This window comes from Paraglaciecola sp. (assembly GCF_030730205.1).
In the GTDB taxonomy this organism is placed as follows: Bacteria; Pseudomonadota; Gammaproteobacteria; order Enterobacterales; family Alteromonadaceae; genus Paraglaciecola.
In genome coordinates this window covers 61,245-75,128 of sequence record NZ_JANQVQ010000125.1, presented here as the reverse complement: position 1 = coordinate 75,128, position 13,884 = coordinate 61,245, and the positions used below count along the sequence as shown (strand labels likewise).

The following is a 13,884-nucleotide window of genomic DNA, read 5'->3' as shown; positions in this document are numbered from 1 at the left end:
GAGGTAATATTCTGTTATAAAAAGAGAATATTAGTTTAATGGCTATTTCTTGTGCAGGTTCGTGTTTATTTAAGTTCTGCCACCACAATGGGTATTGTCAGTAGCGTTTTATTGCGATTAACCTTCAGCTCCATAGTTTTACCTGGCAGAGTATTGCTAATAAAATCTAGCGTTTTTCTCAGATCATTGGCCGCTAAAGTGTCGACAGAAACCACGATGTCGCCAACGTGCAAACCAGAGACTTCTGCAGGCGAGCTAGGTGTCACCGATGTGACTAAAATGCCATCACCAAGTGGATTTTCTTGTCCACCAAACCCTAATACGCCACGGGTAACTTTGCCATTAGTGATCATTTCATCCATGACTTTTTTAGCGAGATCGTAAGGAATCGCAAAGGATACGCCCTCTACCTCTTTTACTCTGCGCCGACTGTCTAGGGTTTTATAATTCGCGTTATTGATCCCCACTAGATAGCCATTGCTGTCAACCAATGCGCCGCCAGAATTGCCTTCGTTCAATACCGCGTCAGTTTGAATATAGTCAAAATAATTGGCTAATAAGCTCTGACTAAAGCGGCTGACAATACCTTGAGTGATGGTTTGTCCTAAATCGTAAGGGTTACCTATTGCAAGCACCACATCGCCCACTCGCATGTCAGGGTTGTCTTGCTGTGGAATAACGTGCAGGTTGTCGGCATTAATTCTTAACACGGCTAAATCTGTAATAGGATCTTTACCGATAATTTGTGCTTCTACTCGTCTACCATCCTGCAGGCCAACCAAAATACTGTTGGCATTTTCGATAACATGTTGGCAGGTCAAGATATAACCTGATTCGGTCATGATCACACCAGAACCAATGCTGATACGTTCTACCGGCTGACGGCGGTTAAAGCTTACAGTACTGTCGATACTGTAGATATTAACTACTGCAGGTCCAGCCGCATTAACCGCATGATTAAATGAGAGTTTTTCTTGGGTGACTTTTTGTTTACTAAATAAAGCCCAAGAAATGTCACTGCCTTTACGCAGATCAGGGACTAACAATAGAATGATGCTTGAGACAACTACACCGATGAGAATTGATTTAAAAATAAAGGAGATTGTTTTAAGCACGGACTGATAATTTTTTTCTTCACAGAGATACTGGCAAGAATAGCACTGAAATCAGTGAGTTGATAGCAATCAACTGATTACTATCAACTCAATTTTAATTTACCTAATGACTAAATACAGAGACGAATTGCCGCGTATCACACTCAGAGCAATAACACCCTTGGCACTGTCTAGTGCCCCGCGTAAAGCCACTACATTATCAATCTTTTGACGATTTACCCCAATGATAACGTCATCGTCTTGTAAACCAATCATAGCGGCGGGAGAGCGAGCGACTACTTCAGAGATAATCACGCCTTCATCGCCTTGTTTGGTTTTGCCATTCGTTAAGGTTGCGCCTTCGAGGGCAGGGTGAATTTCTTTAGCTGCAACCACCGTTTGAGTTGCATCACCTAGCACTACGTCAACGTTTACTTTTTTACCTTTACGTAATAAACCCAGTCTTATTTTGCTGCCGGCTCCTTTGCTGCCTACTTTGGCGCGTAACTCCTGAAAACTAGTTACTGCAATACCGTTTAAATCAGTGATGATATCGCCAGCTTGAATGCCACCTTTTTCAGCGGGAGAATCTGGAGATACTTCGCTAACAAAGGCTCCTTTGCTCACATTCAGGTTCATTGCTTCAGCTAAACCAGAGTCAACATCCTGACCTAAGATCCCTAATAATCCGCGGCGTACTTCACCAAATTCAATAATCTGGTCAACTAAGCTTTTCATCATGTTAGAAGGAATGGCGAAACCTATACCGACGTTTCCACCGTTAGGTCCAAAGATCGCGGTATTAATACCCACAAGCTCACCACGAAGGCTGACTAGTGCGCCACCTGAGTTACCTCTATTAATCGCCGCATCGGTTTGAATAAAATTTTCTAAACCGCCGATGTTCAGGCCCGAACGACCTAAAGCACTTACAATGCCCGACGTTACCGTTTGACTGAGGCCGAACGGATTACCAATCGCCACAACAAAGTCTCCTACTCGCACTTTGTCTGAATCTGCTAAAGGCAGGGCAATGAGTTTTTCAGGTTCTATTTTGAGGAGGGCAATATCGCTTTGAGCATCAGCGCCCATCTTTTTGGCTTTAAATTCACGGCCATCGGTAAGAGTAACAGTAATTTCACTGGCGTTATCTACGACGTGGTTATTGGTAACAATATAGCCTTTGTCAGCGTCAATAATCACTCCAGACCCCAAGCCTTTGAACGGACGTTCTTGCACTTGCTCATCAGGTGCACCAAAAAAGTGTTTAAATACCTCTGGTACTCGCTGGCGAGAAACTTGCGTGCCTTCTACAGATATTGTCACGATTGCTGGCGTCGCCTTTTCTATCATAGGCGCTAAACTAGGCACCTCTGTTTTATCATCTGAAAAGAACGGTAATGCAGCATTGGCTGACGTTTGAATTGAAACCGTTGACGTTACAACCAAGCAGGCAGCAAAAAAACGATTAACTACTTTATTCATCGATTTGAATCTCCAATTTAGCCTTAATTTATAAACACTACAGTGACTATCCGACAGATAAAAAAGTTCATAACCTAATTATTTGGCTTTTTTCTCTTCTGTGCCCGAAAACAGGCCAGAGCCCTGAGAGGCAAAATCCAAAGGTTGAAATTCGGTCACGGCTTTATCTCTGCTTTGTTTAGTTGAATTGTGACGTAAGTAGGCCGCAGCATGTTCACCAAAATAACTGAGTGAAGTCCCGTCTTCTGCGGTGTTCATGTTAATAATGAGCTGTTCATAAGCATTAATTTGTTCATTCATAGTTTGGGCTTGTTGCACCAATTGCTGCGCTATTTGTTTCGACTCTTGAATATGGTTATTGGCCTGTTGAACCATTAATTCTTTGGCCGTTTGCTCAGAAGCTGCGTCAGCTTTGGTTAATAATTTTCTCTCATTGACAAACTTTGCAACAAAATAGCCTATGATCCCACCTACCAAAAGCAACAAAATACCAATCAACCAATCCATCTTAACTCCTTAATAATAAAAAGATTCGGCACAACTTAGTGCAATACCAGAGCTTAACTCTGGGTATTATTTCCAAGGGCACAAATCACTTAGTTTTTTAACTAACCTAGTGGTTTAGGTATATTATACGCTCTGCCGTTTTAATGCGGTCATTTTATTTGTTATCAAGTATGCACTGTTCGCTATTAATAAAAGTTCAAAGGAAGTAAATCGCTCTATGTTAAGTATGAGTCCCTGGCAAAAATATCAAAACGATCTAAAAGACGAAGGGTTTCATTACGATCCCGCGCAGGAGTATGCGGTTAAAGAGTTACAACGATTATATGAAGAGCTTACTCAACCTGAAAAAAAACTCACGTGGCGGGTTAAGTTACAAACTGCGTTTGGCAAAAGCTTAAAACGGCCAAGTATCCAAGGGCTATATTTTTGGGGAGGAGTGGGCCGCGGCAAAACGTATTTAGTTGATACGTTTTATGAATGTTTGCCCTTTGGTCGTAAACTGCGCATTCACTTTCACCGTTTTATGCATCGTGTACATCAAGAATTAAAAGGTTTGCACGGTCAGTCAGACCCCTTAAAAATCATCGCTAAAAAACTGGCATTAGAAACCCGTGTTATTTGTTTTGATGAGTTTTTTGTATCGGATATTACCGATGCAATGATACTTGGTACCTTAATGGAAGAGCTGTTTAGTCATGGTATTGTATTAGTGGCTACGTCAAATATCGTTCCTGATGAACTGTACCGCAATGGTTTGCAACGGGCTCGTTTTCTGCCTGCTATTGAGCTTATCAATCAAAATACTCGCATTGTGAATGTTGACAGCGGTATAGATTACCGCTTACGAACATTGAAACAGGCAGAAATTTATCATTTCCCGGCTGATGCTCAAGCCATGGAAAATTTGCATTTATATTTCAGACAATTGGCACCAGAGCAAGGTGTCGAAAGACAAAGCATTGAAATCGAAGGGCGTCTTATCCCTACAATTCAATTTGCTGATGGTGTGGTGATGTTTGAGTTTAGAGCGATTTGCGATGGCCCCAGAAGCCAATCGGATTACATTGAAATCAGCCGCTGTTATCACACCGTACTGGTTGCTAATGTAGAGCAAATGGGCCAAGCGAGTGATGATGTAGCTCGACGTTTTATTGCAATGGTGGATGAGTTTTACGAGCGAAATGTAAAACTCATTATGTCAGGTGCTGTTGAGTTGACCTCGTTGTACTCAGAAGGCAGATTGAACTTTGAATTTAGGCGGTGTTTGAGTCGTTTAAAAGAAATGCAGTCTCATGAATATTTAGCGACTCAGCATATTCCTTAATTGCAAACTATGCGGTTTAGCTTTTGTACTCTTGACTGAAAGTGGGTAAAATCCGCGCCAATTGAAATCTAATAGTTAATTAGAAGAGAATCTTATGGGAAGAAAATTCGAAGTTCGTAAAGTGGCCATGGCCAAAACGGCGGGTGCTAAAACCAAAGTCTATTCCAAATACGGTAAAGAAATTTACGTATGTGCTAAAAATGGTGGTACCGACCCACAAGCAAACCTTGCTCTGCGACGGTTGATGGATAAAGCAAAAAAAGATCAAGTACCCAGTCACGTTATTGAAAAAGCCATAGACAAAGCCGCTGGCGGCGCTGGTGAAGATTATGTGCCAGCTCGCTATGAAGGGTTTGGACCCGGTGGATGCATGGTAATTGTTGATTGTTTGACTGACAATAATAACCGCACCATCACTGACGTGCGTAACTGCTTTACTAAAACTAATTCAAAACTAGGTGTTGCCGGTACAGTTGGCCACATGTTTGATCACCAAGCCATTTTTGCCTTTAAGGGTGATGATGAAGACGCCGTGCTTGAAATTTTAATGGAAGCGGATGTGGATGTCACTGAAGTGGAATGTGAAGACGGTGTTATCACGGTTTATGCACCGCACACTGAATATAACAATACCAGAACGGCATTGACCAACAATAATCCTGACATTGAGTTTGATGTAGAAGAGATCACCTTTTTACCTCAAACAGAAACTATCGTTAGTGGCGACGATGTGCCGGTATTTGATAAGTTCATGGACATGTTACAAGACTGTGATGACGTTCAAGATGTTTATCATAACGCCACCGTAGAGCGTCCAGAATAATAAGCACTTAGTAGCTTAGACCTTAAAAAAAGACCGAGTCATTTTGAGCTCGGTTTTTTTTCGTCTTAATATTACTTAGCCTACACTGTGGCAACTTAGTTAGGATAAGCCAGAATAATTTGGTCGAGTAAACCTAAGAGTAATTTTGTGCCCGTTCCTGAGGCGATGCCATCAAATACGTTTTCAACATTTTTACCTTGTTGACCACCTGCTAAATCACTGATTGAACGAATGATGACCCAGTCTACGTCATTCACAAAACAGACTTGCCCCACTGCCGCTGACTCCATTTCTGTAACTTGCGCGTTATATACGCGTTGTAACCATTGGCGGTATTCCGCGTTATCTAAAAATACTGAACCTGTCACGCCATTACCACCTACTTTAATGTTAATTGGATGACCAGAGGGCATTTTGATCGGCTCAATTTTAGCAATCGCTTGTTTGGTTAATTCAATTAATTTGGGGGTGGCACTGAAGTAGGGCATTTGCTTTGGTTCGTCCCAACCTTCTTTAATAACTGCCATTTCTTCAGGGTGAATGTAACCAAAATTTTCATAAGCGGGAGAGTGAGGATCTTGTTTTCTTCGCGCTTTATAGCGGTTTAAAGCGGCTTCATAATAATCCGGTAAAACAAACTCGCCCTGTTTTTTTGGATCAGGATTAACGTACACCGACTCATCATGAAAGTACCATCTCTCGGGAATAGCGATATCGCCAGGATGAAATTCAGGGTTAACCGCGCCAGCAATCCCCATCATCACCACCCTTTCAATAGGAAAATAATCAAGCGCCATTTGAATGGTCATTGCCGCATTGGGTACACTGATCCCAGTAGTGAAAATGACGATTGGTTCACCCTTATACTGTCCTACCTGATATTTGACGCCCTTGATAGTTAGGGTTTGTTCGATTTTAGCATCGGTAAGTTGGGCGAAGGCCTCATCTATCGCCTGAATTTCAGGCTCATAAGCAGCAACAATAGCCGTCCACTTGTTGGTGGTAGTGAAGGTTTTAGGTCCGTATTGCGCATAGTTTTCAGCATGGCCTGGCGCGCTCAAAGTGACTATCAACAATACAAAGGGAGCTAGGATTTTTATTAGCGGTACGTTCATCGTTTTTTCATCTCATCATGGCGATTAAATTGCTCTGTTTTAGGGCATTGGGCTGACTTAGTGCATGTATTTGTACAAAACCTTGACTATTTGGTCAGTTTTTATGGCGAAATACCTAAGATTAATGTGAGTATGATAAATACATGCCAACTTTTCAGCGTCTAGAGAATGGCGTCGCCAATTCTCACAAATGCCATCGTTATCTGGCGTAGCGGAAGCTGAGATATAAGAGCATGCTAAGATTTAGTATTTGTTTTTACAGCGAATTTGGCGGAATTCGTAGGATAAAGCATGAGAGAGTAATGAAGCTGTAGCAATGCAGCACAAACGCTTTACATCCATTACGGCCAAACTTCAAACCGCAAACGTCAACACGCCCTAGTATCATGTTTGTTTAGCAGATTAATTAGGCTTAACGGTGTTTGATTTTATTGCCTAAAGATAGGCGCATATCCACTAAATAATTATCTAATTCAAATTTAGCTTGTTCATAGTTAAGCGCACACTCTTGAGATTGAGGATGCTCTTTGAGTAACTCGAAGGCGGTATCAGTGTTTTTTAACAATAATCTTAAGTGGTGCTGGGAGATATCCATATCTATTCTCAACTTAACGTGTTGTCTTACAGCAAACTTAGCACAAGGAATTATTAATACAACAATAAGTAAATCATTGTGTTATACCAAAAATTTCTAAATTGGTTTGACTACTGCAAGACAAATAATCGCTAATAGAGCCAATACCGGTGCTTCGTTCAAAAAACGATAAAAACGACTTGAGTGTTGGTTATTGTCTTGCGCAAATTGCTTCAGTAGTTTTAAGAGATAAAAGTGGTAAATATATAAAGCGAATACAAATATCAATTTTATGTGTAACCACGTAGAGACTTTAAACCATGCCAAACCGTAGCTATAAATTAGCCAGATTCCAAAGAATAAGGTCAAAGCGGCAAAGGGGGTGACAAACATCCATAAACGCCGCTCCATGATCTTAAATTGATCTTTGACATTTTGATTGTCAGTTTGCGCATGATAAACAAACAAACGCGGTAAGTAGAAAATTCCGGCCATCCAAGCGACCATGAAAAACACATGCAGCGCTTTTATCCAAAGAATCGACATAGCGTGGTTTTACTCCTTCTTAGTAACTTGCTTGGTGCAAATAATTACGTAATTTGTGCCAGGTTATCACCCCGATTATGTCGGAATGCGTTCTGCCATATACGTACACTGCGCCATCTCTGGCTGATTGCAATAACTCATAGACTTCCGCTAAGGTGGCTTGCGCACCCACACCACTTATTTTGCTATAAATTAAGGCCTCAGAGTTTTTTTCTAGGCTAACGTTAAAGTGGACAAGTGAGTATTGCACATCAATGCTGGAGTCTGTGCAATAAATAACAGGGTGGGTAGGAGCCTGTTCTAAAAACGTCATAATGTGCATTTTTTCAGCGTCTTTGAATAATTTAAATTCTTTGTCCATGACCGCCAGAACGCCGGTTTTTTGCAAGGATTCAATGACTGACGAGCTTGTATAAGGTAATTTTTGATAGTCGAGCTGGCGAATAAAAATAGAGCTATTACCTAAGTATTGGGTCGAAGTAACATAAGCGGGCACAATAACTAAGATAGCAGGCAAGATAAGTTCAGGACTAAAAGAAAGCTCCATCACAGCCGATAATGCTGCCAAAGGCGCATGTACCACTGCAGCCATAAGACCGGCCATGCCCAACAGTGAAAAACTGCCGGTTAACTCGCTACTGTCAGCCATAAATAAGCCCAAAGGGCTGGAGAGCAACGCACCGCTTAACATGCCAATGACAAACACGGGGCCCATAATACCGCCTGGTATACCGAGGCCGATGGCAACAATAGTAAGAATAAATTTGGCAACTAACACGGCGATTAATACCGAGTACTGTTGATTAGAGATGAGCGTGTCCGCAGAGTTAAAATGAGCACCTAAAGCTTCAGGTAGATAAAAACCTACAATACCGGTGATGACCCCAGCAATTAATAAACGTCTAATCATGTTAAATCGATTAAATCCACGGATAACCTGCATCAAAAGGTTATTAAATACGCTCGCTAAACCTCCCAAAATGATGCCACACAGGATTAGATATAGGTAAATCCAATGACTAAATTCAGTAAACTGAATAAAAGAGAGTTCATGGGTACTGCCAAAAACCAAGCGGGTCATAACACTGCCACAGGCTGCTGCTAACATAATTGGAATAAAAATATGAATTTTGTATTCGCGCAGTACGACTTCCATGACAAAGATAACGGCGGCAAAAGGTGTATTAAACGATGCTGATATCCCAGCTGCAATACCACAACCTGAGAGAATGCGAATACTGTTGTAGGGCAGCTTTAACCACTGACCAAAAAAGCTACTTCCTGCGGCGCCTAGATGCACGGAAGGCCCTTCACGGCCAACTGAAAATCCAGAGGCTAAGGCGATTGTGCCGCCCAAAAATTGGTTTATGGTGGTGCGGCTTGGTATTTGGCCAAAATAATATTTAATACGATGGATAACAAAGGGGATACCCATTCGGTAATGTTTAAAGCCGGTGAGGTAAGCAATAAAGATAATGGCCACAGCGGCAATGATAGGCATGGCTAAGCGATAAATAGGGGACAACTCTGCAAAGTGATCAACTTCAGACAAGTACTGTAATTGTAACCATTCTATGCACAGGCGAAACAAAATGATTAATGTAGCGGCACTGACCCCACCAACAATACCCAGTATACATAACTGAATTGAGGTGCGGGGGTACGCTAATTCTTGTCTAAACGCAGCTAGCGTTATCATGCTGTTACCATTTGGCGAGTATGAAGCAGTGATTTTATCACAACTTATTGTAATACTTGAGCTTATGTAAATTTTGTCTGATAGTCGATAGTACTTTTAAACATCATCTAACACTGTCGGTAGTTAACAAGGTAAAAAGGAAATGAATTTTTGAGATTGTCACGTTTGAAACAAAAATGGGGAGCCTTTCGAACCTATGTTTTTTTAGTACTAGGCTGTAGCGGCTTACTCTATTTAGGGTTTTACCTAGGAAATTATGCGTATAACGAGCAGCAAAACGAAATTTCGAGCTTGCATCAAAGTCTGCAAAACCTAAAAACAGAAAATGAAAAAGTGGTGAAGCAGCTTAATATCCTTCGGGTTGAGCTCGATGTACTCAATTTAGCCCAGCAAAAAAACTTTACTGAAATTAAGCAGGGCATAGAGCGAGAAAGCGTTTTGCAGAAAGACCTTGCCTTTTATCAGCAAATTATGGCGCCAGAATTGACCCAAGAGGGATTCGCGATCGAAGCTTTTAATGTTGAAAAGTCTTTAAGTGAACGCTCTTATCGTTTTGAAATTGTGATGCTGCAGCGAGAAAAGATTAAAAGCACTATCAAAGGTAATCTAGAAGTTACTTTAGTGGGGAGTGAAGCAGGGCAGTCTAAACAATATGCCTTAAAAGAGGTGTTGGTTAATCCGGAACAGCAGCTAGTATTTAGTTTTAAATATTTTCAGGTGGTAGATGGCGAGTTGCAATTACCTGAAAATTTTCAGGTAGAAAGAGTCACGATTTTGTCTGAAATATATCAATTCAACAGTAAAAAAGGTGAGTTGCACTCTACCTTTAATTGGGTGGTGTCTAATATCAGTGAATAGTTGACCATATTACTCAAGTACTGGATAATACTCCCCAGTTTTTTGTTAATGAAAGTTGAGGCTAGTTATGTCGGCGCAAACCGCTTTTCCAATTGAATTTTCCGACGCTGCTGCCAAAAAAGTAAAGGCCTTAGTTGAAGAAGAAGAAAATCCGAATCTAAAGCTACGGGTGTACGTTACTGGTGGTGGATGTTCAGGCTTTCAATATGGTTTTACTTTCGATGAGAAAGTCAATGAAGGTGACACTACTATCGACAATGATGAGGTGACTTTGGTGGTTGACCCTATGAGCCTACAATATCTTGTAGGGGGTAAAGTCGATTACACAGAAGGTCTAGAAGGTTCCCGCTTTTTAGTGAATAACCCCAATGCCACTACGACCTGTGGCTGTGGCTCTTCTTTTACGGTTTAATTCCTTTATAATCCCTAAAAGCAAAAACCCGCTCATTTAAAGCGGGTTTTTTTATCACTAACGTATCACTACATGGTAGTGGTAGCGTTTGTGCTTTCAAATATTTTATCAGCTGACGCAGCAACAAATCCTTGATACAGCTTGCCGTTATCCATGGGGTAGCGTTGGGCAAATTCATAAAAACAGCTTGGTACACTCAATTCTGCATCACTGAGCTTAACGGTTATTTTATCTGCCATGGTGGAAGATTGTGCCAGTAAAACTTCTGGACCCCCTTTAATCTCGCCTCCTGATTGATTCAATACGAACCCCGCTTCGATAAGTTTAGCGTTCAACGCTGCTAGCTCCGTGAAATGAGAAAGATGGTTAACACTTACCGTGAAGTGGTTAGCTCTAAATCCCCAAACTGACATCCAGGCAGCATATTCTGATTCAGCTACCAAACTAGCGTAGTCAGCCGCTGATATTTGCCAATGCGCACCTGAGTATAAAAATTCTGGTTTGTCAGCGGCATTATTCGCTACTGAGTCCACTAACGAATAAATGATATGCTGAATATGTTCGGGCATTTCTTCAACTAACAATTCGCTGATGAATACTTTAGGTAGGGTATCATCTGGGTGCTCAAAGTGTTTAGCGACGAGTTTTTTCTGTTTAAACTCATATTGGCCCTGCTCGGTATAACCTAGCGCTAAAAAGTGCTGAGCCAGTTTATCTAGACTAATTTTGTCAATGTTAAACGTTCGAAGCGCAATGTGATCATTAATGATCGGCGCTTCACTACTGCTATGGCTTTTTTCAAAGGTGTTTAACAAAGCATGAATTTTTTCAGCCGAGGGCGTAATAGCCACATAGTTTTCCCACAAATTAGCGAATAAATCTTTAACCTTGCTATGCATAATAATGAAATCCCAACTGAAAATTAAATATGTAAACCAGGGCTTAAACTACTGGGTAAAGCAACCTTGTCCAACTCAACGGATGCCACGGGGTACGCGCAATAATCTGCTGCATAAAATGCGCTAGCGCGGTGATTACCGCTTTCGCCTATACCACCAAATGGCGCGGCCCCACTTGCACCGGTGATAGGCCGATTCCAATTAACGATACCGGCACGAATACGTTGATAAAAATACTCGTAATCGGCTTTATCATCAGCCAATAAACCGGCAGATAAACCAAAATTCGTGTTGTTTGCTTCGCTAATGGCAGCATCAAAGTCATTATATCGAATGACTTTAAGTAAGGGGCCAAAGTGTTCTTCGTCGGGCAGGCTATCAAGTATTTCAGTTACATCAATAATGCCCGGGGTAACAAAACCTGATTCGGTATCTGAGTGTGTGAGTTCAACTAGGCTGACGGCACCCAACGACAACAATTGTTGTTGTGCCTTATGCATAGAGGCAGCTGCATGACTTGAAATCATCGCCCCCATAAATGGCTGAGGTTGTGCGTCGTATTGGCCAACTGTTAGGGTTTTAGTTACCGTAATAAGCTTGGCAAGTATGGCATCACCTTGGGCGTTATCAGCCAAAAATAGACGTCGAGCGCAAGTGCAGCGTTGTCCAGAGGTAATAAACGCTGATTGAATAATATCATGCACGGCCGCGTCAATGTCAGCTACGTCTTTCACCACAAGCGGATTATTACCGCCCATTTCTAACGCCAAAATTTTACCCGGGTGACCGGCAAATTGTTCATGCAATATTTTTCCTGTGCGTGAACTACCGGTAAAAAATAAGCCGTCAAGACCCGGATGGGCCGCTAAGGCTTTACCTGTTTCAACTTCACCTTGCACAAGATTTAATACCCCATTAGGTAAACCGGCTTGTTGCCATAGTTCAACCGTTAGTTCTGCCACTAAGGGCGTCAGATCACTGGGTTTAAATACCACGGTATTGCCTGCTAACAACGCGGGCACGATATGACCGTTAGGCAGATGGCCGGGAAAATTATAGGGGCCAAACACTGCAACAACGCCATGAGGCTTATGGCGTATAAAGGCCTTGCCCAGTGGCATTGGGTTTTCAGTAACACCGGTGCGTTGTTGATAAGCTTTTTCAGATAGGGCAATTTTGCCTATCATAGAAGCAACCTCTGTTGCGGTTTCCCACAAGGGTTTACCAGTTTCTTGCGCTATCGCCAGGGCTAAGGCATCTTTGTTGGTACCCAGTAACTCGCCAAACTTTTTGACAATGGTCAAACGAGCCTCAAAACTGAGTTGGCTCCAGCCAATAAACGCGGCTCGAGCTGATGTTACTGCCAACTCAACTTGTTGTTTATCTGCACTGACGGCCTGCCAAATAACGGTTTTTTTTGCAGGATCGACAGATTGGATTGGATGACCTTGGCCTGCAAGCCACTGTCCATCGATAAAATGGGTATGGTTATTCATTATTATGTCCTGAATGTGGTTGGGGCGAAGCGGATTTGTTGGCCATTTTCTAAACCAAGCGCATCAGCTGCCGCTTGATTGATGAACACAATGTCATGCTCTTCATCAATACTGAGTCGTGTGCATACACCTCTAAAATCGGCAACTTTGGTATTAATCGCGAAATACTCCCGGCCTTGAGTGGCTAATTTGTCATTAATTTTAATGGCCATCTTGCAACTAGTTTGTGCTGTGCGTATGTGCTTTAAATTAGCTTCAACAGTCGGGCCTGCATCAAAAATATCCACGTAACCTCGACAGATAAACCCTTCTTTTTCAAGCATCTGCAGGGCAGGTTTGGTTTTTTCATGCACTTTACCGATAACGGCTTGCGCCTGTTTACTCAGTAAGCTTACGTAGATGGGATACTTGGGCATTAATTCAGCGATAAATTGCTTTTGACCAATTCCGGTAAGGTAGTCAGCGGTAGGAAAGTCCATTGAGAAAAAGTGCTCTTCAAGCCACTGCCAAAAAGGCGACTGGCCATTTTCATCACTGATGCCACGCATTTCAGCGATCACGGTATCAGAGAAACGCTGTGCGTGTTCCATCATGAATAAAAAGCGAAATTTAGACAGTAGTCTGCCGTTACTTCCTTCGCGGGCTGACTGACGTAAAAACAGGGTGCATATTTCAGATACACCGGTGTAGTCATTACACAAGGTCAAAATATCGACCGTGTTGTAAATGTTCAGCTCGCGAGACGCATGAACCACTTTGCTCAAATGATAGTGATAAAAGGCATCATCTAAACCTACGGTTGACGCAATTGCACTTGTTCCAACCACTTCTTCAGTGTCTGTTTCTTCCATTACAAACAAGTAACTTTCGTCGCAAGGCTCATTGATGTCTTTGGCAAATGAGAGTTGCGACTGTTCAATTTTACGCTTTAACAGCGCTTCATTGACTGGTAATGAGGTAAACCCTATTCCAGACTCATTGGCAATATCAAACAATGCATCATAGTCACTGCTTTTGATTGGACGAATAACTTTCATGTTCGCTTACTCACT

The 13,884-nt window shown here is 41.9% G+C and carries 14 protein-coding genes; 4 read left to right on the top strand and 10 right to left on the bottom strand.

Features of this window, described 5'->3' with window-relative positions; all coding sequences use genetic code 11:
* Positions 1 to 65: 65 nt before the first annotated feature.
* The 3 genes from NWQ57_RS09125 to NWQ57_RS09115 all read right to left on the bottom strand — a co-directional run bounded on the left by NWQ57_RS09125 (position 66) and on the right by NWQ57_RS09115 (position 3,086).
* Entirely contained in the window at positions 66 to 1,115 is a 1,050-nt protein-coding gene (locus NWQ57_RS09125; RefSeq protein WP_306021835.1) for a trypsin-like peptidase domain-containing protein, read from the bottom strand.
* 99 nt (positions 1,116 to 1,214) lie between these two features.
* On the bottom strand, positions 1,215 to 2,579 hold the full coding sequence (locus NWQ57_RS09120; RefSeq protein ID WP_306021834.1) for a DegQ family serine endoprotease: 1,365 nt from the start codon (positions 2,577 to 2,579) through the stop codon (positions 1,215 to 1,217).
* Between the two features lie 78 nt (positions 2,580 to 2,657).
* Complete coding sequence (locus tag NWQ57_RS09115; RefSeq protein ID WP_306021833.1) at positions 2,658 to 3,086, bottom strand: ZapG family protein; 429 nt, start codon at positions 3,084 to 3,086, stop codon at positions 2,658 to 2,660.
* Positions 3,087 to 3,312: 226 nt separating this feature from the next.
* Here NWQ57_RS09115 and zapE point away from each other — a divergent pair, with 226 nt between their 5' ends.
* Together zapE and NWQ57_RS09105 are read left to right on the top strand one after the other, a co-directional pair.
* Positions 3,313 to 4,410: a cell division protein ZapE gene (zapE, locus tag NWQ57_RS09110; protein WP_306021874.1), complete on the top strand. Its 1,098-nt coding sequence runs from the start codon at positions 3,313 to 3,315 to the stop codon at positions 4,408 to 4,410.
* Positions 4,411 to 4,504: 94 nt separating this feature from the next.
* On the top strand, positions 4,505 to 5,233 hold the full coding sequence (locus NWQ57_RS09105) for a YebC/PmpR family DNA-binding transcriptional regulator (RefSeq protein WP_306021832.1): 729 nt from the start codon (positions 4,505 to 4,507) through the stop codon (positions 5,231 to 5,233).
* A gap of 95 nt (positions 5,234 to 5,328) precedes the next feature.
* On the opposite strand, the gene NWQ57_RS09100 is transcribed toward NWQ57_RS09105, so the two are convergent.
* From NWQ57_RS09100 to NWQ57_RS09085, 4 genes are all read right to left on the bottom strand, one after another.
* A complete protein-coding gene (locus NWQ57_RS09100) occupies positions 5,329 to 6,348 on the bottom strand; it encodes a 5'-methylthioadenosine/S-adenosylhomocysteine nucleosidase (protein WP_306021831.1) in 1,020 nt (339 codons plus the stop codon).
* A 412-nt stretch (positions 6,349 to 6,760) separates the two neighbouring features.
* The gene (locus tag NWQ57_RS09095; protein ID WP_306021830.1) at positions 6,761 to 6,943 is read right to left on the bottom strand and encodes a hypothetical protein; all 183 of its coding nucleotides are present in this window, start codon (positions 6,941 to 6,943) and stop codon (positions 6,761 to 6,763) included.
* Between the two features lie 96 nt (positions 6,944 to 7,039).
* Positions 7,040 to 7,468 carry a protoporphyrinogen oxidase HemJ gene (hemJ, locus tag NWQ57_RS09090; protein WP_306021829.1) on the bottom strand — a complete coding sequence of 143 codons (429 nt, stop codon included), beginning with the start codon at positions 7,466 to 7,468 and terminating at the stop codon, positions 7,040 to 7,042.
* A gap of 19 nt (positions 7,469 to 7,487) precedes the next feature.
* Positions 7,488 to 9,164 (bottom strand): chloride channel protein, encoded by a 1,677-nt coding sequence (locus tag NWQ57_RS09085; protein ID WP_306021873.1) that lies wholly within the window; start codon positions 9,162 to 9,164, stop codon positions 7,488 to 7,490.
* A gap of 153 nt (positions 9,165 to 9,317) precedes the next feature.
* Between NWQ57_RS09085 and NWQ57_RS09080 the strand changes: the two genes are divergently transcribed.
* Both NWQ57_RS09080 and erpA read left to right on the top strand, forming a co-directional pair.
* Complete coding sequence (locus NWQ57_RS09080; protein ID WP_306021828.1) at positions 9,318 to 10,025, top strand: DUF6776 family protein; 708 nt, start codon at positions 9,318 to 9,320, stop codon at positions 10,023 to 10,025.
* Positions 10,026 to 10,092: 67 nt separating this feature from the next.
* The gene (erpA, locus tag NWQ57_RS09075) at positions 10,093 to 10,437 is read left to right on the top strand and encodes an iron-sulfur cluster insertion protein ErpA (protein ID WP_306021827.1); all 345 of its coding nucleotides are present in this window, start codon (positions 10,093 to 10,095) and stop codon (positions 10,435 to 10,437) included.
* A gap of 68 nt (positions 10,438 to 10,505) precedes the next feature.
* Here the strand turns inward: erpA and NWQ57_RS09070 are convergent, their stop codons facing one another.
* From NWQ57_RS09070 to astA, 3 genes are read right to left on the bottom strand one after another with little or no spacing between them, the layout of a single operon-like run.
* Complete coding sequence (locus NWQ57_RS09070; protein WP_306021826.1) at positions 10,506 to 11,336, bottom strand: DUF1338 domain-containing protein; 831 nt, start codon at positions 11,334 to 11,336, stop codon at positions 10,506 to 10,508.
* A 23-nt stretch (positions 11,337 to 11,359) separates the two neighbouring features.
* Positions 11,360 to 12,832, bottom strand: a complete 1,473-nt coding sequence (astD, locus tag NWQ57_RS09065) for a succinylglutamate-semialdehyde dehydrogenase (protein ID WP_306021825.1) — start codon at positions 12,830 to 12,832, stop codon at positions 11,360 to 11,362.
* Positions 12,833 to 12,834: 2 nt separating this feature from the next.
* Complete coding sequence (astA, locus tag NWQ57_RS09060; RefSeq protein WP_306021824.1) at positions 12,835 to 13,869, bottom strand: arginine N-succinyltransferase; 1,035 nt, start codon at positions 13,867 to 13,869, stop codon at positions 12,835 to 12,837.
* Between the last annotated feature and the right edge of the window lie 15 nt (positions 13,870 to 13,884).

What these genes read in the sequence shown, in the direction of transcription:
- astD (WP_306021825.1), bottom strand. Translation starts at nt 12,832, where the DNA reads ATGAATAACCATACCCATTTTATCGATGGACAGTGGCTTGCAGGCCAA.
- astA (WP_306021824.1), bottom strand. Translation starts at nt 13,869, where the DNA reads ATGAAAGTTATTCGTCCAATCAAAAGCAGTGACTATGATGCATTGTTT.
- NWQ57_RS09115 (WP_306021833.1), bottom strand. Translation starts at nt 3,086, where the DNA reads ATGGATTGGTTGATTGGTATTTTGTTGCTTTTGGTAGGTGGGATCATA.
- NWQ57_RS09095 (WP_306021830.1), bottom strand. Translation starts at nt 6,943, where the DNA reads ATGGATATCTCCCAGCACCACTTAAGATTATTGTTAAAAAACACTGAT.
- erpA (WP_306021827.1), top strand. Translation starts at nt 10,093, where the DNA reads ATGTCGGCGCAAACCGCTTTTCCAATTGAATTTTCCGACGCTGCTGCC.
- NWQ57_RS09120 (WP_306021834.1), bottom strand. Translation starts at nt 2,579, where the DNA reads ATGAATAAAGTAGTTAATCGTTTTTTTGCTGCCTGCTTGGTTGTAACG.
- hemJ (WP_306021829.1), bottom strand. Translation starts at nt 7,468, where the DNA reads ATGTCGATTCTTTGGATAAAAGCGCTGCATGTGTTTTTCATGGTCGCT.
- NWQ57_RS09105 (WP_306021832.1), top strand. Translation starts at nt 4,505, where the DNA reads ATGGGAAGAAAATTCGAAGTTCGTAAAGTGGCCATGGCCAAAACGGCG.
- NWQ57_RS09100 (WP_306021831.1), bottom strand. Translation starts at nt 6,348, where the DNA reads ATGAACGTACCGCTAATAAAAATCCTAGCTCCCTTTGTATTGTTGATA.
- zapE (WP_306021874.1), top strand. Translation starts at nt 3,313, where the DNA reads ATGAGTCCCTGGCAAAAATATCAAAACGATCTAAAAGACGAAGGGTTT.
- NWQ57_RS09070 (WP_306021826.1), bottom strand. Translation starts at nt 11,336, where the DNA reads ATGCATAGCAAGGTTAAAGATTTATTCGCTAATTTGTGGGAAAACTAT.